The sequence below is a fragment of the Paenibacillus lentus genome (genome assembly GCF_042714055.1).
In the GTDB taxonomy this organism is placed as follows: domain Bacteria; phylum Bacillota; class Bacilli; order Paenibacillales; family Paenibacillaceae; genus Fontibacillus; species Fontibacillus lentus_A.
Genome location: NZ_JBHGVC010000021.1, coordinates 36,615 through 56,882, shown reverse-complemented (window position 1 = coordinate 56,882; position 20,268 = coordinate 36,615). Strand labels below are relative to the sequence as shown.

The 20,268-nt window shown below is 50.1% G+C and carries 19 protein-coding genes and 8 tRNA genes; 25 read left to right on the top strand and 2 right to left on the bottom strand.

Annotated elements, in window-relative coordinates; all coding sequences use genetic code 11:
* The first annotated feature begins 26 nt into the window (after nt 1–26).
* The 14 genes from ACE3MQ_RS26445 (at nt 27) to ACE3MQ_RS26380 (ending at nt 6,868) form a co-directional block, all read left to right on the top strand.
* Nucleotides 27–118: transfer RNA gene (locus ACE3MQ_RS26445), tRNA-Ser, on the top strand.
* A gap of 21 nt (nt 119–139) precedes the next feature.
* A tRNA-Met gene (locus ACE3MQ_RS26440) sits at nt 140–216 on the top strand.
* An 11-nt stretch (nt 217–227) separates the two neighbouring features.
* A tRNA-Val gene (locus ACE3MQ_RS26435) sits at nt 228–303 on the top strand.
* Nucleotides 304–321: 18 nt separating this feature from the next.
* Nucleotides 322–397 (top strand) — tRNA-Thr (locus tag ACE3MQ_RS26430).
* Between the two features lie 26 nt (nt 398–423).
* A tRNA-Asp gene (locus ACE3MQ_RS26425) sits at nt 424–500 on the top strand.
* Between the two features lie 204 nt (nt 501–704).
* A tRNA-Phe gene (locus tag ACE3MQ_RS26420) sits at nt 705–777 on the top strand.
* A gap of 42 nt (nt 778–819) precedes the next feature.
* Nucleotides 820–905, top strand: a tRNA-Tyr gene (locus tag ACE3MQ_RS26415).
* Nucleotides 906–909: 4 nt separating this feature from the next.
* Nucleotides 910–982 (top strand) — tRNA-Lys (locus ACE3MQ_RS26410).
* A 239-nt stretch (nt 983–1,221) separates the two neighbouring features.
* Complete coding sequence (locus ACE3MQ_RS26405; protein ID WP_379398455.1) at nt 1,222–2,244, top strand: PucR family transcriptional regulator; 1,023 nt, start codon at nt 1,222–1,224, stop codon at nt 2,242–2,244.
* Nucleotides 2,245–2,367: 123 nt separating this feature from the next.
* Nucleotides 2,368–3,486 carry an ABC transporter ATP-binding protein gene (locus ACE3MQ_RS26400; RefSeq protein ID WP_379398453.1) on the top strand — a complete coding sequence of 373 codons (1,119 nt, stop codon included), beginning with the start codon at nt 2,368–2,370 and terminating at the stop codon, nt 3,484–3,486.
* Between the two features lie 198 nt (nt 3,487–3,684).
* Complete coding sequence (gene hprK, locus ACE3MQ_RS26395; protein WP_379398451.1) at nt 3,685–4,626, top strand: HPr(Ser) kinase/phosphatase; 942 nt, start codon at nt 3,685–3,687, stop codon at nt 4,624–4,626.
* 11 nt (nt 4,627–4,637) lie between these two features.
* Nucleotides 4,638–5,669: a prolipoprotein diacylglyceryl transferase gene (lgt, locus tag ACE3MQ_RS26390; RefSeq protein WP_379398449.1), complete on the top strand. Its 1,032-nt coding sequence runs from the start codon at nt 4,638–4,640 to the stop codon at nt 5,667–5,669.
* A 6-nt stretch (nt 5,670–5,675) separates the two neighbouring features.
* Nucleotides 5,676–6,329 (top strand): pyrophosphatase PpaX, encoded by a 654-nt coding sequence (gene ppaX, locus ACE3MQ_RS26385; protein WP_379398447.1) that lies wholly within the window; start codon nt 5,676–5,678, stop codon nt 6,327–6,329.
* Nucleotides 6,326–6,868: an acyltransferase gene (locus tag ACE3MQ_RS26380; protein ID WP_379398445.1), complete on the top strand. Its 543-nt coding sequence runs from the start codon at nt 6,326–6,328 to the stop codon at nt 6,866–6,868. Before ppaX ends, ACE3MQ_RS26380 begins: the two co-directional genes overlap by 4 nt.
* 79 nt (nt 6,869–6,947) lie before the next feature.
* On the opposite strand, the gene ACE3MQ_RS26375 is transcribed toward ACE3MQ_RS26380, so the two are convergent.
* A complete protein-coding gene (locus ACE3MQ_RS26375; RefSeq protein ID WP_379398443.1) occupies nt 6,948–8,366 on the bottom strand; it encodes a DUF4179 domain-containing protein in 1,419 nt (472 codons plus the stop codon).
* Nucleotides 8,347–8,883 carry a sigma-70 family RNA polymerase sigma factor gene (locus ACE3MQ_RS26370; protein WP_379398441.1) on the bottom strand — a complete coding sequence of 179 codons (537 nt, stop codon included), beginning with the start codon at nt 8,881–8,883 and terminating at the stop codon, nt 8,347–8,349. Before ACE3MQ_RS26370 ends, ACE3MQ_RS26375 begins: the two co-directional genes overlap by 20 nt.
* Nucleotides 8,884–9,252: 369 nt before the next feature.
* Here ACE3MQ_RS26370 and ACE3MQ_RS26365 point away from each other — a divergent pair, with 369 nt between their 5' ends.
* From ACE3MQ_RS26365 to ACE3MQ_RS26315, 11 genes are all read left to right on the top strand, one after another.
* Nucleotides 9,253–10,455, top strand: coding sequence for an ATP phosphoribosyltransferase regulatory subunit (locus ACE3MQ_RS26365; RefSeq protein WP_379398439.1), 1,203 nt, complete (start codon nt 9,253–9,255; stop codon nt 10,453–10,455).
* Between the two features lie 31 nt (nt 10,456–10,486).
* The gene (hisG, locus tag ACE3MQ_RS26360; protein WP_379398436.1) at nt 10,487–11,128 is read left to right on the top strand and encodes an ATP phosphoribosyltransferase; all 642 of its coding nucleotides are present in this window, start codon (nt 10,487–10,489) and stop codon (nt 11,126–11,128) included.
* A 142-nt stretch (nt 11,129–11,270) separates the two neighbouring features.
* Nucleotides 11,271–12,569, top strand: a complete 1,299-nt coding sequence (gene hisD / locus ACE3MQ_RS26355) for a histidinol dehydrogenase (protein WP_379398434.1) — start codon at nt 11,271–11,273, stop codon at nt 12,567–12,569.
* On the top strand, nt 12,569–13,180 hold the full coding sequence (hisB, locus tag ACE3MQ_RS26350) for an imidazoleglycerol-phosphate dehydratase HisB (protein WP_379398463.1): 612 nt from the start codon (nt 12,569–12,571) through the stop codon (nt 13,178–13,180). The genes hisD and hisB overlap by 1 nt, the downstream gene beginning before the upstream one ends.
* A 2-nt stretch (nt 13,181–13,182) precedes the next feature.
* Nucleotides 13,183–13,803 carry an imidazole glycerol phosphate synthase subunit HisH gene (gene hisH, locus ACE3MQ_RS26345; protein WP_379398432.1) on the top strand — a complete coding sequence of 207 codons (621 nt, stop codon included), beginning with the start codon at nt 13,183–13,185 and terminating at the stop codon, nt 13,801–13,803.
* Between the two features lie 62 nt (nt 13,804–13,865).
* Nucleotides 13,866–14,600, top strand: a complete 735-nt coding sequence (hisA, locus tag ACE3MQ_RS26340; protein ID WP_379398430.1) for a 1-(5-phosphoribosyl)-5-[(5-phosphoribosylamino)methylideneamino]imidazole-4-carboxamide isomerase — start codon at nt 13,866–13,868, stop codon at nt 14,598–14,600.
* Between the two features lie 115 nt (nt 14,601–14,715).
* On the top strand, nt 14,716–15,474 hold the full coding sequence (hisF, locus tag ACE3MQ_RS26335) for an imidazole glycerol phosphate synthase subunit HisF (RefSeq protein WP_379398428.1): 759 nt from the start codon (nt 14,716–14,718) through the stop codon (nt 15,472–15,474).
* Nucleotides 15,471–16,175, top strand: coding sequence for a bifunctional phosphoribosyl-AMP cyclohydrolase/phosphoribosyl-ATP diphosphatase HisIE (gene hisIE / locus ACE3MQ_RS26330; protein ID WP_379398426.1), 705 nt, complete (start codon nt 15,471–15,473; stop codon nt 16,173–16,175). The genes hisF and hisIE overlap by 4 nt, the downstream gene beginning before the upstream one ends.
* Before the next feature lie 127 nt (nt 16,176–16,302).
* Nucleotides 16,303–17,148, top strand: a complete 846-nt coding sequence (hisJ, locus tag ACE3MQ_RS26325) for a histidinol-phosphatase HisJ (RefSeq protein WP_379398424.1) — start codon at nt 16,303–16,305, stop codon at nt 17,146–17,148.
* Nucleotides 17,149–17,225: 77 nt separating this feature from the next.
* Nucleotides 17,226–18,173, top strand: a complete 948-nt coding sequence (locus ACE3MQ_RS26320; protein ID WP_379398422.1) for a ribose-phosphate diphosphokinase — start codon at nt 17,226–17,228, stop codon at nt 18,171–18,173.
* A gap of 358 nt (nt 18,174–18,531) precedes the next feature.
* Nucleotides 18,532–20,262 carry a tetratricopeptide repeat protein gene (locus ACE3MQ_RS26315; RefSeq protein ID WP_379398420.1) on the top strand — a complete coding sequence of 577 codons (1,731 nt, stop codon included), beginning with the start codon at nt 18,532–18,534 and terminating at the stop codon, nt 20,260–20,262.
* Nucleotides 20,263–20,268: the final 6 nt, after the last annotated feature.

The following is a 20,268-nucleotide window of genomic DNA, read 5'->3' as shown; positions in this document are numbered from 1 at the left end:
GATTAACATCCTTGGATTTATGGCTTGGAGAGGTACCCAAGTGGCTATAAGGGGACCCTCTGCTAAGGGGTTAGACTGCGTAAGCGGTGCGAGGGTTCGAATCCCTCCCTCTCCGCCATTAGTACAAGCATATATGTTTGGCGGCGTAGCTCAGCTGGCTAGAGCGTACGGTTCATACCCGTGAGGTCGGGGGTTCGATCCCCTCCGCCGCTACCATAATTTATTTCGGAGGCTTAGCTCAGCTGGGAGAGCATCTGCCTTACAAGCAGAGGGTCAGCGGTTCGATCCCGTTAGCCTCCACCATACTTATATTTTTCCTATGCCGGTGTAGCTCAATTGGTAGAGCAACTGACTTGTAATCAGTAGGTTGGGGGTTCAAGTCCTCTCGCCGGCACCATTTTTTTCTCTTGGAGCTATTATTGCGGAGCCGTGGTGTAGAGGCCTAACATGCCTGCCTGTCACGCAGGAGACCGCGGGTTCGAATCCCGTCGGCTCCGCCATTACTTCTCTGGAATAGGGATGAGAACCCATAAGGGTTCGTCGAAGCATTAGCTTCGTTAGCATTCCATCGCAGTCTCGGAGCGTAGCGAAGAGTATCCCGTCGGCTCCGCCATTAACTTTATGAAATTATTTATAAGGTATTTCCACAAGAAGTGGGAAAGTTACAAACTTAACCGCTTTATTTTTTTGACCAAATTTCATATGGCTCGGTAGCTCAGTCGGTAGAGCAGAGGACTGAAAATCCTCGTGTCGGCGGTTCGATTCCGTCCCGAGCCACTTTTATGCTCTCAGGCAGCGGTCCTGATCCGGCATGAATCTGGAGGCTTAGCGAAGTGGCCAAACGCAGCAGACTGTAAATCTGTTCTCGTACGAGTTCGGTGGTTCGAATCCATCAGCCTCCACCAGTAAGAGCCATTAGCTCAGTTGGTAGAGCACCTGACTTTTAATCAGGGTGTCGAAGGTTCGAGTCCTTCATGGCTCATCTCAAAAGTCGTCAATGTCACATTGACGGCTTTTTTGTTGTTTCATTCAAATCTCCTGGAGGAAGCAAATTTTAATATTTCCTAAGGATCATGATACAATATGGACTATAGTCAATAAAAAACGGGCTTCTCCAGAAAGGCACCTTTTATGGAAATTAACTTACTTAAGAAGCAACTGGAACTCATAATCAAGGCTCCTGTAAATGTATTAAGCATGGAATTGCAGGAGTGGGGGAATTTGACGAATTATAGGAAATCAGAGGGGACGACAATGGCTCGTTCAATTGTACTAGAAGATCGCTCACTCTGGCTTGGTGGAATTCATAATCATACGGTTCAAGTACTTGAAGCAAACACGTCAAATTTAGCCGAGACCGAAGTAAGGCTGATCGAGCTGTTAATGGCTGCGGTTGACGGAGAGCGATCATTGCCGGCAGGTGGCGTGAAAAAAGACGATGAGCATCGCAGCCAGCAATTAGGGGCGTGGATTCAAGAACAGTTGGAGCACGGGGAGTATCAAGCCATTGTCCCGGAGTCACTAACTCGGAAAGTGAAGATAAACGGGGCCATGCTCCCCTTCCTGCTTGGCTGGGAGAACCATTCGGCCATGGATATATCGTATGCAAAGTTAAATAAGCTGCTGCGCAGTTACTTTAGCGGTGACATTGTGCTGCTGCCCCTAAAGGAAGAGTGGTATGTTCTTGTCGGGGAGAAGCTATTGACGGATCTTCGTGACGAAAATGAAGAGGGTTTAGATACGGAACGGGATATGCTGAGCGCTCTGAGTCAAGGCATGTATGAGCTGATTACCAATGAATGGGTCGGCGGTGGATTTCACTTGGCGGTCGGCGAGCCGATTGCTCCAGAGCAGGCGCTTGTATCAACGGCACTATTATTGCGCGAAACGCTGACGCTTGGTCGTATTTTTCATGTAACGGAGCAAATTCATCTCCCTTGGGAGCTGCGTTTGGAGCGTCTAGTCTATAGCATACCGGATGCCCAGCGGCAAAGATTTATAGATGATACCGGAAATCAGATTCGTCTATTGAAGGATGAAGAGACGTTGACCACGCTGGAAACCTTTTTTCAATTGGATTGTAATGTAAGCGAAACTGCCAAACGATTATATATTCACCGGAATACGCTGCTATATAGGCTGGATAAGTTCAAACAGGAGACAGGACTTGATGTGCGCAGTTTTCATGATGCGGTTGTGGTGAAGCTGGGAATGCTATTGTATAAAGTGACAAATAGAGACTAGGTTTTTTGTGCATTTTGTGGATAGCGCTCTATTGCCCGGTTAGGTTAAGATAAAGATACGAAATGAATCCGATTACATTTGGATTAATCTTTGATACTAATTTTATTCTAGGAGGCAGAACTCATGGCAGGCGTACGCTTAGAACACATTTTTAAAAAATACCCAGGTGCTGACAAAGCAACCGTTATCGACGTTAACCTTGACATTGCAGATAAAGAATTCCTCGTATTGGTTGGACCATCCGGTTGTGGTAAATCTACTACGCTCCGTATGATCGCAGGTCTTGAAGAAATTACTGAAGGTAAATTGTACATTGGCGACCGTGTCGTAAACGACGTGGCTCCTAAAGATCGCGACATCGCGATGGTTTTCCAGTCCTATGCATTGTATCCGCATATGAACGTATATCAAAACATGGCGTTCGGTCTGAAGCTTCGTAAAGTGAAAAAGGAAGAAATCGACCAACGTGTACGCGAAGCAGCAAGAATTCTCGACATCGAGCACTTGCTTGAACGTAAACCGAAGGCACTTTCCGGTGGTCAGCGTCAACGGGTTGCCTTGGGACGCGCGATTGTCCGCGATCCACAAGTCTTCCTCATGGACGAACCGCTTTCCAACTTGGATGCTAAGCTCCGTGGTCAAATGCGTGCGGAAATCACAAAGCTGGTTAAACGTCTGGAAACCACTTGTATCTATGTAACGCATGACCAAACAGAGGCTATGACGATGGGTGACCGTATCGTTGTTATGCAAGATGGTATCATTCAACAAGCTGCTTCTCCGGAAGAGCTGTACAACCAACCAACGAATATTTTCGTTGCTGGATTTATCGGTTCCCCTACAATGAACTTTATTAACGGTACAATTGTAGAGCAAAACGGCGCTGTATACTTCCAATCCGATGCTCTTAAAGTTGAAGTTCCTCAAGGTAAAGCTGTTACCCTGAAGGAAAAAGGATATGCAAGCGGCAAGGAAGTTATCATGGGCGTACGTCCAGAAGACATCCATGAAGAGCCAATCTTCTTGGAAGGATCTCCAAATACCGTCTTCACGGCAAGCGTAGACGTAACAGAGAACCTGGGTCACGAAATGCTGTTGTACTTGAGCAGCACTTCCCCGCTGATCGCTCGTGTGGACGGACGTTCCAACACTCGTGAAGGCGATAATGTGAAACTTGCGATCGATATGAACAAAATTCATATCTTCGATAAAGAAACTGAGCAAAACGTATTTTTCAGCTAATCATAACAGATAATCAAAACCGCCCTTCGGGGCGGTTTTTTGCTGTAAACCGGGGTGACAATTGATTTACGTCGTATTTTCCTTTACGATGAATACAATGAAATAAATGCAGCTGTCACTGGATTTTATTGACATATTTGCAGGGCGCTAGCCGTCATGTGGTATTTTGCGGCTAGCGGCTTGGAGAGGGAGAACACCATGCCTAAAAAAGTGAAAGTATCAGAATTGGTCAACCAGTTCGGACTTGAGGTCGTGTCCGGAGAGCAAGGCTTGAAACGAATCATCACAGTGGATGATTTATATCGTCCCGGCCTGGAAATGGCCGGTTATTTCGAGTACCATCCGCCAGAGCGGGTACAGATTCTAGGGAAGACGGAGCTGGCTTTCTTTGAAATGCTGCCAGCTGAGGAGCGTCGTGATCGCATGGAGCGTCTGTGCTCCAGTGATGAGACGCCGTGCATCATCGTGACAAGATCCTGGGAAGTGCCGCAGGAGCTGACAGAAATCAGCTCAGTCAAGAATATTCCTGTCTTGCGCAGCAATATGGCGACAACGATTCTATCCAGCCGAATTACCAGCTTCTTGGAGAAGAAGCTTGCCCCTACGGCAACGATTCATGGCGTGCTTGTCGACGTGTATGGGGTGGGTATGCTTATTACGGGCTCCAGCGGGATCGGTAAAAGTGAGACTGCTCTGGAACTGGTTAAACGGGGCCACCGTCTTATTGCCGATGATGCCGTAGAAATTCGTCAGACCTCCGACAATCAGCTTCATGGGACTGCGCCAGAATTAATTCGGCATTTACTCGAGATTCGGGGTGTCGGTATCATTAACGTCATGACCCTATTTGGTGCAGGGGCCATTCGTAACAATAAACGCATTTCCCTCGTCGTCAGACTTGAGGCTTGGCAGCAGGAGAAGCAATATGACCGGCTTGGACTCGATGAGGAGACCACGCGGATCATTGATACGGATGTCCCGCTGGCGACGATTCCGGTTCGGCCTGGACGGAACCTGGCCGTCATTATTGAAGTGGCCGCTATGAACTTCCGCCTGAAGCGGATGGGGTATAATGCGGCATTGCAATTTACGACAAAGCTGACCGAGACGATTGCGGAAGATATCGACGATTTGGACTAGGAGCGTGAATGATGGGCACTTTGTTATTGGATCCGATAGCTTTTTCTATTGGAAGTATCGCCGTACACTGGTACGGATTAATTCTCGGAACCGGCGCTTTGGTCGGGTTGCTTCTGGCGATTCGAGAGGGGAAGCGCTTCGGCATTCCTCAGGAATTTTTCATGGACTTGCTGTTGATAGGAGTTCCATCGGCTATTATCGCTGCTAGAATTTACTTTGTCGCTTTTACATGGGAGCAATATAAGGATAATTTCTGGGATGTCTTTAAAATCTGGGAAGGCGGCATAGCCATATATGGTGCACTTATAGGCGGAATTATAGGTGCAGTGATTTTGGTGCGAAGACGCGGTTATAGCTTCTGGAGGATCGCGGATATTAGTGCACCTTCCCTGATCATAGGCCAAATGATCGGCCGCTGGGGAAACTTCGTGAACCAGGAAGCCTATGGCGGACCGACGACGGAAGCTTTTTTAAGAGATTACTTGCATTTACCGTCTTTTATCGTGAACCAAATGAACATAGAGGGCGTATTCCGTCACCCTACATTTCTTTATGAATCATTATGGAACTTAGTCGTTTTGCTGCTGCTCTTCGTATTAAGAAGACAGAAGTTTTTACGGGCAGGAGAGCTATTCCTCTCCTACTTCATTTGGTATTCCATCGGCCGTTTCTTTATCGAGGCCCTACGTACGGATAGCTTGGCGTTTAAGGGGCCAGAGTGGCTGGCTGCTTTTGTAGACGGGCTATGGTCTCCGATGCTATGGCTCGGATTCGAGCCTGGGCATTTGGATCCCACCTATGGCAATGTTCGTATATCTCAGTTGTTGGCGTTGGTTATCATTGTTATCGCTATCGTCTTCATCGCCATTCGGCGCAGAACGATACCTGATTTGCCACGGTACAGTGATCCGATTATTTCTACGAAGAATCAGGAAATCGAGAATGTATCCAGCACAACCGCTCTGAACAAGAAGGTGCTGGACGCGACAGAGAATGGTGCGGATACCACCAAGGCGGAAGATGAGGAACAGAAAAAGGAGTAGCTTAACTTGAAGATAGACACAGTGTTATTTGATCTAGACGGAACGATTGTCGATACAAACGAACTGATTATAGCGTCGTTTCAGCATGTATTAGACAAGCACAAGCAGCCGCATACCCGGGAGCAGATCATTCCTTATATGGGCATGACGCTGGAGCAGCAGTTTCAAGCCTTCTCGGGCTGGCAGGATGTCGCGGAGCTGGTTACCGATTATCGCTCATTTAACACGGTACACCACGATACGATGGTCAAGGGATTTCCACATGTTGATGAAGTAATCTCTGCTTTGAAAGACAAAGGGATCAAGGTAGGGATTGTTACGACCAAGATCAGACCATCTACGATGCGTGTATTGGAGCTGTTTGGACTGCTGAAATATATGGATACGATTGTTACGGTTCAGGACGTCACGCATCCGAAGCCGCACCCCGAGCCGGTTTTGACGGCAATGGAGCGGTTGAATGCCGACCCCAAACGCACATTGATGGTAGGGGATAGTCCTGCGGACATTAAGTCGGCTCAAGCTGCCGGAGCACTCTCCGCAGCAGTAGCCTGGTCGCTTAAAGGGGCAGAGGAGCTGAAAAAGTACAATCCGGATTATATTTTGGAGGACATGCTCGATCTATACGGAATATTAGGATGGGAGCTACAGAAGAAGTGAGAAGAGTGCAGCGTTATCCAGTAGAAGGGCCGAATGCACTGTGGCAGCTGTACCGTACGGTAAGTCCATGGAAGGGTGTCAAAAATTTTGTTTTCATCCAATTGGCTAGGTATTGTCCGGTGCTGCCGCTAAAGAACTGGATTTATCGCCGCATTCTTGGCATGAAGGTTGGAGAGCATACCGCCTTTGGTCTCATGGTCATGGTTGATGTATTCTTCCCAGAATTAATTACGATTGGGCGAAATTCCGTTATTGGCTATAATACGACGATCCTGGCTCATGAATATTTGATCAAGGAATATCGTTTAGGCGAGGTTCACATTGGGCATGAGGTTATGATTGGAGCAAACACGACCATATTGCCTGGAGTAACGATTGGAGATGGGGCGGTCGTCGCAGCCGGATCGGTCGTGCATAAAGACGTCGCACCGGGAGCTTTCGTGGGCGGCAACCCGCTACGCGTAATTGAGCGTAAATCGTCAGGAGAAGCAGCAGCTTCGGAGGCTGTTGTAACCGCAACCGAAGAAATGGAAAGGTAAGGATCGCCCAAGGGCGATCCTTTATTGTTTTAGGTGAGATACTCTTTTAACGGCGGGGATATGGAACTGAGGGCGCATCTTACTTCTTTGAATTGCTCTCGGAGAGAAGCGGAATTTCAAAAGGTTGATTCATATCTGTTCCGGGATAGGATAGAAGCTTAAAGGTTAACGGCTGAGTATAGTCTTCCGGTTTTAATTTATAGTTAACCGTTAGGGACATATCTTGGTAAGAGCGGTAGCTGGAACGACCCAAAATTAATGAGTATTTTTCCCCGTTTCCATCCAGAAATTCTTCATCTAGTTCAAAGCGTGCAACCCTTTGATCGGAAGTGGAATCAAGCTCAAAGTATAGATCAATAAACTCTTCGTTTGGAACTACGCTAGCCAGCCGCACTATGTCATTCGGAGAAGAAATGAGTTCCTGCTTCTCCGTATCCAGCACAAGTTCTAAATCCTCCCCTAACGCTTCTTCCATTCCAGAAGCACCAAATGATAGGTTTTCCCACTCAGAATAATACAGGCTGTCGAATTCAATAAGAAGCGGGCCCGAATCGCCTTTCATTGTTGACATATGCATCGGAATGGACTTCCGTGAGCCCTTCTGGGTTATCCTTAGAACAGGGTCGATCAGCCCTTGATATAAATTCTCCTCGGCGGATTTGATTTGGACATAAACCCTTGTAGTTAATGGATTTAACACGGCGTCTGTAACGGTAAACGTATATGGTCCAATCGTTGCCGAGCGATCGACCCTGATTCTATGCTCCAAACCGGCATATTTACTGGAATCAAGCTGAATAGGGAACTCTATGAGTTCATGTGCCGCATCAGATGCCTGCTCGTGCCCCCATTTTGCAGAAAAATTGAATTGGTCAGGCACATCGCTCTTAGGAAAAGAAAGTGTAAATTCACCATGCTGCACATTCGTCGATGTCCCTGGCTGGGGGGTTGTTGAAGAATAATCTATCCCAACATTCAGGTGATTTCCCTGGGTATCCAGGAATCTGGCATCCCGGGGGTAAATAGGAACATTGCCCGGCAAATTAACCGATGTATAGAATAGAACCATCTCTGTGCGATCAGCAATAACCCCGTTTATAGTCACCTGGTAATCTCCTTGTATTACCGTCTCGTTGATAGGCTGATACAGTCCATGGAGTGCTGCATCTTTAAGCTTCGGCGTCATTCTGTCGTATACGAAGCTTGGAATATCCAAGCGGGAAGCATGAAATGCCGAACGGTCTTTGTTTCCCAACTCCCAGGCCTGCCAGCCGAGAATGAGGATAAGGCAGCAAGCAAGCACTGCACCAGCAAGCTTCCAAGGGTAGTAATGAGCGAGGCGCTTATACTGAGAATTTCCTGCTGCTAGCCCTGCAAGAAGTGCATTTTCTAGTTTTTCTTCATCCATCTGTTTGGCAGCAGCGTCGTGGGATTTATAATAATCCGCCAGCAGCCTTTCTTCCCGATCATACTCCCGATTAAAATGATGGTTTCTCATTGTACTCTTCGCCTCCCCTTCCTATATGTCCTCGTACTTGCTTTAATCCTTGGTGCAGCCAGGTCTTTACGGTGCCTTCAGGCCGGTCCAGGATACAGGCAATTTCGGTTAATGTCATATCCTGATAATACTTGAGCATCAGTACGTCACGATACTTGGGCTTCAAGCGATCCAGTGCCCGTTCCAAATCCAGTTTATGAATACTGATCATTTCAATTTTTTCCTGTGATGTCTCATTATAATGAGGCAAAGTCCTTTTGCGGTACTTCAGCTCATCGTGACAACAGTTAATCAGGATACGAATGAGCCAAGGTACGAAAGCAGCCGGATCCCGCAGCTGCCGGCATTTGATCCATGCACGGCAGATCGTTTCTTGGACTGCTTCCAAAGCATCGGCCTCATTTTTTAAATAGCTGTGGGCAATGCCGAACAATTTTCTTTTCTGGGAAGACACCAGCTTGTAGAAGGCATCTTCATCTCCGAGGCATGCGGCAGCCGCCCATTCTCTTTCCTGCACTTTCTGGCTCCTTTCTGCGCGTGTTACCGTGTATCACTCTATTTTGCTTTTATGCAGCTGAGTAATTGCTATGGGCCACAGGTAAATTCTGTAGACCCCAACGGTATAAAATCGATGCGGTAATTTGCACTTATATGTTAAGACGCTGAAGAGCCACAAACGGTTTTATGGATATCCTGTCAAATGGCCGACGATATGATAAAGTTGTATCAGAAGGCATTTTAACTTCCAAATGCAGCTAAATTTTAGTGCGTTGACGATTCGGAAGCAAGTATGATAAAATATGCCATACCCTTTAATTTGTTAGCATGGTAGCACTTTAATATGATAAAGTAATTAATATAGTTTATCTGCTGAGAGGTGAAAGTCTTGTCTAAACCGAAAGGATTTGAAAAACCGGCTGGTGTGCGTGATTATTTGCCTTTTGCGGCAGAGAAGCTGCGGGCAATAGAGCGCAGTGTACTGGATTGCATGTCCAGCTGGGGATATCGTCAAATTATGACACCGACAATGGAATATTACGATACGGTCGGCGTGGCTAGTTCAACATCGGATCAAAAGCTGTTCAAGCTGCTTAACAGCCGTGGAACAACGATGGTGCTCCGTTCAGATATGCCTGCTCCGATCGCGCGGGTTGTTTCTTCTTTGTTGAGAGATGAGCCTCTGCCGCTCCGATTGTCTTATCATGCGAACGTATTCCGAGCGATTGAAGAGGAAGCGGGCAAGGAAGCGGAGTTCTTTCAGACAGGCGTAGAGCTTGTTGGCGACGATTCTGCGGAGGCAGATGCCGAGGTAGTGGCCCTGGCCGTATCCTCTCTCCAGGCAGCGGGGGTTACGAGCTTCAAAATCGCTCTTGGCCATGTGGGTTTTCTGAACGGTTTGCTGGAGGAAGCGATTCCCGGTAGCGAGGAAGTTCGCGAGACATTGAAAGAAGTGCTTATGCACCGGGATTATGTCGGTTATCGCGAGACACTGGCGAAGCTATCCTTGACCGAAGAGCAGAGAAAAGAATTGGAAGGCGTACTCAAGCTGCGCGGCGGGAAGGAAGTATGCCATCAGGCCATGGAGCTTAGCGGCAATTCCCTTGCTCAGTCCTCCATAGAGCATCTTGGCCAAGTATGGGATGCGCTTGAGGATTATGGCGTTGCACAGCATGTCATGATCGACTTAACGATGATCGGGGATTTCTCGTATTATACGGGAATGACCTTTGAAGGATATGCGGCTGAGCTTGGTTTTCCCGTGTGCAGCGGTGGGCGCTATGATAATTTGCTCCAGCAATTTGGCCGTCCGGCGCCGGCGACGGGGTTCTCGTTAAAGACAAATCGGATTTTGGATGGCGTTAATGGCATTCAGGTCGAGCGGGAACTGCCGATATTGCTGCAATATGATGCGGCGAACCGCAAGCTGGCTTTTGCTGAAGCGGCTCGTCTGCGGAGTGAAGGGCGAAGCGTACTAATGAAGCATACCGATAGAGCGGAGGATTTACTATCCGAGACGGCAGCCAGAAACATGGGCAGCGGCCCATTAGGGCCAGCTTATGGCGAGATTCGCAGCTTTGTAAGTTTCTGATCTACATAAGGATGAAGGGAGGGCTTAAGCCTTGGGAGAAATTATTAAGGTTGCCATGCCCAAAGGGCGTATATATAAACAAGCAGCGGCATTATTTCGTGAAGCGGGATTATCTATTCCTACCGACGTGGACGAGTCGCGCAAGCTCGTCATTCCTTTGCCGGAAATCGGCATGGAGTTCATTATGGCGAAGCCCGTGGACGTGCCGACTTATGTGGAGTACGGGGTAGCGGATATCGGAATCGTCGGTAAAGACGTGCTGATGGAAGAGAACCGTGATGTATATGAGCTGCTCGATTTGGGCATCGCCCGCTGCCGGATGTCGGTCATTGCCCTGCCGGACTGGAAGCCTGGCATTCATCAGCGCGTAGCGACCAAGTACCCGAATGTAGCCTCGCAGTATTTCCGCGAGCAGGGCCAGCAGGTGGAGGTCATTAAGCTGAACGGCTCCATTGAGCTCGCACCGCTGATCGGCCTTGCTGACCGTATCGTGGATATGGTAGAAACCGGCCGTACACTAAGAGAAAATGGGCTTGTGGAAATGGAGAGCATATTTGAAATCACGAGCCGCTTAGTTGCGAATCGAGTGAGCTATCGGATGAAGAACGGTGAGATCCAGGCGGTATGCGACGCATTGAATCGGGTCATTCAGAGAACGGAGATCGGCAGCTAGAGCGAAAGTCGGATTGGAAGAGAAAATACCAGGCCGGCAGGTAACTTAGAGGCGAAAATCCTGCAGGGCTGGATTGGAAGCAAGAAGAGAAGAAGTTTCATTTATGGAATGAATGAGAGCAAATGTTAGGGGGCAGACAGGGATGAGAATCGTATCGGCGGGACAATTTCAGCTGAAGCGGGAAGTGGACTACGGTTCACCGGAGCAGAATGAAGTCGTCAAGGCCATCGTTAACGCTGTAAAAAATGAAGGGGATGCCGCGCTTCTGAAATACACGGAGCAGTTGGACGGCATGAAGCTGGCACCGGAAACGCTTCGAGTGACGAAGGAGGAAATGCAGGCTGCTTATGACCGGGTGGAGCCCTCCTTTGTGAAGGCAATATCGGCGGCAGCCGCGAATATACGCGCATATCATTCAAGACAGAAGCGCAACTCCTGGATGGATTTGCAGCCTGACGGCAGCATTCTAGGCCAGATCATTCGTCCTCTCAAACGAGTTGGCGTCTACGTACCCGGCGGCAAGGCCTCTTATCCCTCCTCGGTGCTGATGAACGTCATTCCCGCACAAGTGGCGGGCGTGCCGGAGATTGTCATGGTAACCCCGCCTGCGACCAGCGGCAAGGCCGGTATCGATCCTTATATTCTTGTTGCCGCTGCTGAAGCGGGAGTAAGCGAGATCTATCGGGTTGGCGGAGCACAGGCCATTGCTGCCCTGGCCTACGGCACGGAGAGTATCGCGCCTGTTGATAAAATTTGCGGCCCTGGCAATATATACGTTGCTTTGGCGAAGCGCGAGGTTTATGGCGCGGTAGACATCGATAGCATGGCGGGCCCAAGCGAAATCGCTGTCCTGGCCGATGACAGTGCCGATCCGGCTTATGTGGCGGCCGACCTGCTGTCGCAGGCTGAGCATGATGAAATGGCTTCCGCGGTGCTGGTAACAACCTCGGAAGCCTTTGCCAAGGCTTGTCAGGAAGAGGTTCAGCGTCAGTTGGCCGAGCTGCCACGGAAGGCGATCGCAGCAGCCTCGATTGATAAATATGGCGTAATCCTCTTGGTGGATTCGATTGAGGAAGGCATTGACGTCATTAATCAAATGGCGCCGGAGCACTTCGAATTGATGGTGGAGGATCCGATGAGGTATCTTGGCTTGATTGAGAATGCGGGCGCTATTTTCCTCGGGGCCTACAGCTCGGAGCCGGTTGGGGATTATTTCGCTGGGCCGAATCATATTATTCCGACCAATGGAACGGCTCGCTATTCCTCCCCGGTAGATGTAGACGATTTTATTAAGAAATCCAGCTTAATCTATTATAGTAAAGAAGCTTTGCTGGCGAACGGTGAGACAATTATGGAACTGGCGCGTCGCGAAGGACTGGAAGGTCACGCGCGGGCGATCGAAATTCGAATGCGTAAAGAAGGAAAGGCAGGGAACAGATGATGACAACCAATCATGAAGAGACAAGAGAGCGGAGCGCGAGCGTTAGCCGCAAAACGAATGAAACGGATATCAAATTGAGTTTTACCGTAGATGGCAGCGGACAAGCAAACCTTCAGACCGATGTGCCTTTTCTGGATCATATGCTTGACCTGTTCACGAAGCATGGCCATTTCGATTTGACGGTCGAGGCGCATGGCGATATCGAAATTGATGACCATCATACGGTAGAAGATATCGGCATCTGCCTTGGGCAGTGTCTGCGGGAAGCGTTAGGCGACAAAAGGGGTATTAAACGATATGCCAGCGTATTTGTTCCGATGGACGAAGCGCTGGCCCAGGTTGTCATTGATTGCAGCAACCGGCCGCATTTCGAATACCGCGCGGAATATCCGTCCAGCCGGGTAGGCAGCTTCGATGTCGAGCTCGTACACGAGTTTTTATGGAAGCTGGCGCTGGAGGCACGGGTTACACTGCATGTGATCGTCCATTACGGGCAGAACACGCACCACATGATTGAAGCCGTGTTCAAGGCACTCGGACGTGCCATCGATGAAGCTACAAGCATTGATCCGCGCGTGAGCGGTGTTCCGTCAACGAAGGGAGTGCTCTAACTTTGGCCATCGCCATCGTTGATTACGGAATGGGCAATTTGCACAGCGTCAGCAAAGCGGTCGAGCGCCTCGGCTACGAGGGGCTCGTCACCGGCGACGCTGCTGCGATTCTCGGTGCCGACGGCGTGCTGCTGCCTGGCGTAGGCGCCTTCGGCGACGCCATGGCGCATCTGCGAGGCACCGGGCTCGACGCCGTGGTGCGGCGAGCCGCCGCAAACGGCACACCGCTGCTCGGCATCTGCCTCGGCATGCAGCTGCTCTTCGGCGAGAGCGAAGAGCATGGGCGCAACGAAGGCCTCGGCCTATTGCCGGGCAGGGCGGTGCGCTTTGCGGGCGGCGACTACAAAGTGCCGCACATGGGCTGGAACCGGCTGTCGTTCCTGCAGCCGGAGAGCCCGCTGCTTGCGGGGCTGGAGGAAGGACATGTGTACTTCGTCCACTCCTACCACGTCGAGCCGCAAGCGAAGAGCGATTTGATCGCCGTGACCGATTACGGTCATCCGGTGACGGCGATTGTAGGCCGTGACCAGGTATACGGCATGCAGTTCCACCCCGAGAAGAGCGGGGAGCTCGGCATGTCGCTGCTGCGAAACTTCCTGGCCTTGGCAGAGGGGAAGGCCTAGAGGCGAATAAGTTAACAACCTTTTGTAATAGAGGAAATGTATAGAGCGGAGGAACGTATCTTATGTCTTCATTTATCATCTACCCGGCGATTGATATTCGGGGTGGCAAGTGTGTCCGTCTGGTTCAAGGCGATTATGGGCGTGAAACGGTATATAACGACAATCCCGTGGAGGTAGCCAAGTCCTGGGAAGCACAGGGTGGTACGTTCATTCACCTCGTTGATTTGGACGGAGCGAAGGCAGGCCATCCTGTGAACGATGAGCTGATCGGCGAGATCGCTCGCAGCGTACAGGTTCCTGTTCAAGTCGGCGGCGGCCTGCGCACGCTGGATGACGTAAAGCGCCTGCTATCGCTGGGCGTAAGCCGGGTCATTCTCGGTACGGCGGCGATTGAGGATCGCCAGTTCACGGAATCCGTGCTGGGGACATATGGCGATAAAGTCGCCATCGGCATCGATGCGCGCAACGGCTTCGTTGCTACGCGCGGCTGGCTTGAAACCTCGGAGGTTCAAGCGGAGGTGCTGGCTAAAGAGCTGGCTGCTAAAGGTGCCGAAACCTTCATCTTTACGGATATTTCCCGCGACGGGATGATGCAAGGGCCTAACGTAGAGGCCATTGTCGCTTTAGCCAAGGCTTCGAGACGCACGGTTATCGCCTCGGGAGGGGTAACGGTTCAGGAGGATCTGCTCCGTCTTGCGGCACATGCCGAGGAGGGTGTGGGCGGCGCTATTGTAGGCAAGGCCCTGTATACTGGCAGCATTGATCTGACTGCTGCAATTCAGGCCATCAAGGGATAGTCCTAGCGCTTGGGGGAAAAAGCCCGAATTCAGGCTGCAGGAATGAGCATTCAATCGATAAGGATGAGCATATATAACGTAAACTGAGATACCATTTAGAAAGGATTGATCCATCATGCTCGCAAAGCGAATTATACCCTGCCTTGACGTGAAAGACGGGCGGGTCGTGAAAGGCGTAAATTTTGTGAATCTGCGGGATGCGGGTGATCCGGTAGAGCTGGCGGCGCTGTATGATCGGGAAGGCGCGGATGAGCTTGTCTTCTTGGACATATCTGCCTCAAATGAAGGACGAGCGACGATGGTGGAGGTTGTGAAGCAAACTGCTGGAGAGATCTCCATCCCGTTCACGGTAGGCGGGGGCATTTCCCAGGTAGAGGATATGAAGCGAATTTTGCGGGCGGGAGCAGATAAAATCGGCATTAACACCGCAGCCGTGCTGAATCCCGATTTGATTTCCGATGGCGCCCGGCGCTTCGGTTCCCAATGCATCGTTGTGGCGGTTGATGCGAAATACAACGAGGAGCTGAAGGACTGGGAGGTATACACCCACGGCGGACGGAAGGCAACCGGGATGAGCGCGATCCAGTGGGTTAAGGATGCCGAATCTAGAGGCGCAGGGGAGATTTTGCTGACGAGCATGGACGCTGACGGTACGAAGGATGGATTCGATCTTTCTTTAACGAAGGCGGTAAGCCGTGCTGTTGGCATTCCGGTCATTGCATCCGGCGGAGCCGGCAAAGTGTCTCATTTCTACGATGTATTTACCGAAGGACTGGCGGATGCTGCTCTGGCGGCAACGATTTTTCATTATAAAGAGATTGCGATCCCGGATTTGAAAAAAGATCTGATATCCAGAGGAGTGGAAATACGATGAGTCAGCAACTTGAACCGCAGCTTCCGCTGAACCAGCTGGAAGAGATCATTCAATGGGACGAGAACGGCCTTGTTCCAGCCATCGTGCAGGACGCGTCCACGAAGGATGTGCTGATGCTGGCCTATATGAACCGGGAGTCCCTGAAGAAATCGCTAGAGACCGGAGAGACGTGGTTCTGGAGCCGCTCGCGCTCTGAGCTATGGCATAAGGGAGCTACCTCAGGCAATACGCAGCAAATCGCTTCGCTTCGTTATGATTGCGACGGCGATACGCTGCTCGTGGAGGCCTATCGTCAAGGCCCGGCATGCCATACTGGGGAAGACAACTGCTTCTATCGCGTAGCTGCGCTGTCCAAAGATCGGGCTGCAGGTACAGGCTCTACGGCAAATGGTGAGGGAAGCAGCCGTTTTGCCGTTTTGGCTGAATTGGAGCAGTTGATCGCAGAACGGCATAAAGAGCGCCCGGAGGGTGCTTATACAACCTACTTATTCGATAAAGGGATCGATAAAATCCTGAAAAAAGTAGGCGAAGAAACCGCAGAATCGATCATCGCCGCCAAAAACGGGGATAATGACGAGCTGCGTTACGAAGTCAGCGATTTAATCTACCATTTGCTCGTACTGCTGCGTGAGCGGAATCTGCCGCTGGACGATATTATGCAGGAGCTGGAGCGGCGCCATGAACGTCCGCGTCGAGATTGATCCACACTTAAGCACGGATCAAGAAGCTTAACAGCGACTATCGACTGCACATGGCTTAAGCAGGAGAATAAGCCATGTTATAAACGCGGAGAGATGTGTGCCGATAAACTAGAGCGAGGGATCGTGAATGGCAGGGAAAAACAATTATTGGATCGACTATCATACGCATCATGCCCGCTGCGGCCATGCTGTTGGCAGCCTGGAGGAATATGTCGTCCGAGGGATTGAGATCGGCTTGTCCGAAATTGGCTTATCGGATCATATGCCGCTGCTGCATGTAAACCCGGAGACGTATTACCCCGAGATGGCGATGGCAATGGATGAGCTGCCGCGATATGTGGAAGAGGCCTTCGCCCTTAAGGAGAAGTATCGCAGCCAGATCGATGTGAAGGTGGGTTTGGAAGGCGACTTTATCGAAGGCTGGGAGGCAGAGATCGAGAAGATTATTCAAGGCTATCCTTGGGATTATGTCATCGGCTCGGTGCATTTTCTGGATGAGTGGGATATTTCTGATTACCGGCAGGTTCATAACTGGGAAGGCCAGGACGTCTTTGCCGTATATGAGCGTTATTATAAAGCAATAGGTCAAGCTGCTAAAACAGGATTTTATGATATCATCGGGCATTTTGATGTTATTAAGCGTTTCGGCCATTCTCCAGGCCCGGCTAGGGAGGATGAGACAAGAGCACTGGAACATTACGCATTATCGGCAATAGCGGAGTCCGGGATAGCGATGGAATTGAATGCTTCAGGACTGTCCAAGCCATGTGCTGAAATGTTCCCGAGTAATCGCATTCTAGAGTCCGCCATTCAGCTCGGGATACCGCTGACGGTAGGCTCTGACGCCCATGATCCATTGAAGCTGAGCGAGCACTTGGATACTGCGCGGGCTGCTTTGTACGAGCTGGGAGTGCGGGAACTGGCAACGTTCACGGAGCGTCGGCGTAGAATGATTCGATTGGAACAGGACTGATTACGAAGAGGAAGTTATCTTGGGCTCCCTGAGCTCCTACATAAACGACTACTACAATGGTGATCCAGGAGGATGTTATGGAATCCAGGCTGAGAATTTTTGCGGGTTCATCGAATCCAAGATTGACGGCGCAAATCTGCGAGCGGCTCGGCGTTGAGCCGGGTAAGGTCAAGCTGTCCCGATTCAAAAGCGGAGAGATCTACGTTCACTATGAAGAGAGCATCCGCAACTCCGATGTGTTTCTGGTGCAGTCCCTCTCCCATCCGATCAATGAGCTGTTCGTCGAGCTGTTAGTGATGATCGACGCGGCCAAGCGTGCTTCAGCCCGGACGGTTAACATTATTATGCCTTATTATGGTTATGCGCGGCAGGAGAGGAAGTCGGCTCCGCGGGAACCGATTTCCGCGAAGCTGTTGGCGGATGTGCTGACCACCGCCGGGGCGAGCCGGGTGATAACGATCGACCTGCATGCGCCGGCGATACAAGGGTTCTTTAACATTCCTGTCGATCATTTGACCGCGCTTGATTTGATGACCGAATATTTGAAGGCACAGAACATTTCCAATCCGGTTGTCGTATCTCCCGATGCCGGGCGGGCATCGATGGCGGAGAAGCTGGCTAGCGGGCTGGATTCTCCCTTCGCGATCATGATCAAGAAACGGCCGGCTCATAATGAGTCGGTTATTACGCATGTGATTGGCGATGTTGCGGGATATACGCCGATTATTATTGAGGATCTAATCGATACCGGTACGACGATAGTCAATGTGGTAGAGGGACTTAAAGAGCGCGGAGCCAATGATGCTTATGTCTGTGCAACGCATGGACTGTTCTCGGATCGGGCGGTGGAACGTCTTCGCCATAAGAACATTCGGGAAGTTATTGTAACGGACTCGATCGAGCTGCCGGAGCCGCCGCCGGCCCATTTTAAGGTGCTGTCCGTGGCGCCGATGCTGTCCCAGGCTATCCAGTTTATTATGGAGGGCGGGTCGATTGCGGCTTTATTCAGGGATCGGGGAATTTAAGGGTGAATGATTAGGGGTTAAAAAAGAGCCAGAATCTTCTTTATAGAGGATCTCTGGCTCTTCTTATGTTAAGGCTTGCGGCGACTGCTGCCTAAAATCAGCCATATAGCGAGCCCGGCAACTAATAGAAGGGGAACTAAGATGATCAGCAAAGTAAGCACGATATTCTCCCATAAAATAGTCACTAATCTCACTCCATTTGTAAAATTTTGTATCACCCAGTAGTTCGGCATTCGCTGCCTGTTCTCCTTCTATTCTTCGTTAAATCCGTATTTTACCTTCCTGATTCCCCGTGGGAGGAGGGCTTTCTCTATGGTATACTGTGTGGGAGAGATAGGGATAGAAGGAGGTGCCTTGAGTGAAGAAGAGCAAAGTCCAAATTGAAGGCATGCAGGCGGATGTGCTGTCGCTTTCTTTGGATGCGAACTTTTTCTTTGAGAGAGCTGTCTCATCATTAGACCGCAATCGCTATGACAAGGCATTGAAATATTTTCGTAAAGCGGTGGAGTATGAACCGGGCAATCCGGTGAATCATTGCAATATGGCGGGCATCCTGTCCGAAATGGGCGATTATGAGGCTTCCAATGCCGTATTGTCCGTTCTTTTACGGGACATTGATCCGTCTATGACGGAATGTTATTTCTATATGGCTAATAATTATGCGAATATGGAGCAGTTTGAAGCGGCGGAAGAGGCATTGATTACGTATCTACAAGAAGATGCCGATGGACAGTTTCTAGCAGAAGCGGAAGAGATGATGGATTTGCTGCAGTATGAGCTGCAGCGTCCAACCAAGCTGAAAAGCATCAAATCGCGTGAAGGCATGATCGAGCATGATTTGGCTCGCGAGCTGCTGGAGGAGGGCAAATTTGCCCAAGCAGTGAAGCTGTTGGAGGATATCGTCGCAAAGCATGCGGATTTTCTGGCAGCCCGGAACAATTTGGCGTTAGGGTACTATTATTTGGGCCTCTTCCCGGAGGCGATGGACATGATTCATGGAGTGCTGGAGCAGGATGCTGGAAATTTGCACGGACTATGCAACTTGGCTATTTTTTTGCAGCGGGAAGGAAGTGTCGAGGAATTGGACAAGCTGAGGCTGCTGCTGCGGGTCGTGGTTCCGTTCCATCAAGAGCATTTGTTCAAGCTGGCGACGACGATGGGGATTCTAGGAGAGCACGAGGCGGCGTATACGCACTTCAAGCGGCTTCTTAAGGATGATGAGGTTAATAGTGATCCAACCTTGTATCATTACGCCGCAGTAGCGGCTTATAATACCGAGCGTTACTCGGTAGCGCGAGCGTTATGGCGGCAGTTGCAGAAGCTTGATCCGAATTCAGGTATATCTTCTTTCTATTTAAACAGAATGGATAATTACGAGCTGCAAGGGCAATATCCCCCGATTAGCTATCATTATAACCTTCCTTTTGAAGAGCAGCTTAAGCAGCCGGAAAAATGGGAGAACGGCTTCCCCCCGGAAATTCGGGATAATCCCCTCATACGCTCTTCCTTCTTCTGGGCGCTGCGCCATGGAGATCACCAAACGAAGCTTCAAGTCATTCAGGCACTTCGTCTGATTGCGGATCGGGAAGTAGAGGAAGCACTTTTGGCATTTTTGCTAGTTCCGGAGGAAGATGGCTACCTAAAGGACATGGCCGTCTTAGTGCTGCGGTCTCTTGGCGTAAAAGGCCCGATACCCGTATGGAAAGGCGGGACAACCACGATGGTAGATCCCAGCAAAACAAGCTCCAGCCTACCGGTATGGCGAAGCGAATGGCAGGCGGTTATCGATTTGGCCGTCAAGCGGATAGGGAAAACCTCGGATCTACAATTGCAGCATGATATTGAAACGCTGTGGGTAGACTTTTTGACTCGTCTATATCCGGATATACCGACGATGGCTCATATTGAAGGATGGGCAGCGGCGTTGGACTACCTGACGGCGAAAATGCGGCGCAAACCGATCACCTATGAGGAGGTGGCCAAACGGTACGGCATCTCCGCATCTACGGCCAGCCGTTATGCCCGCCGGGTAAACCAGGTATGTAATGTGAAAGAAAAAGCGAATCGTACATTTCCTTTCGTTCAATAATTTGCA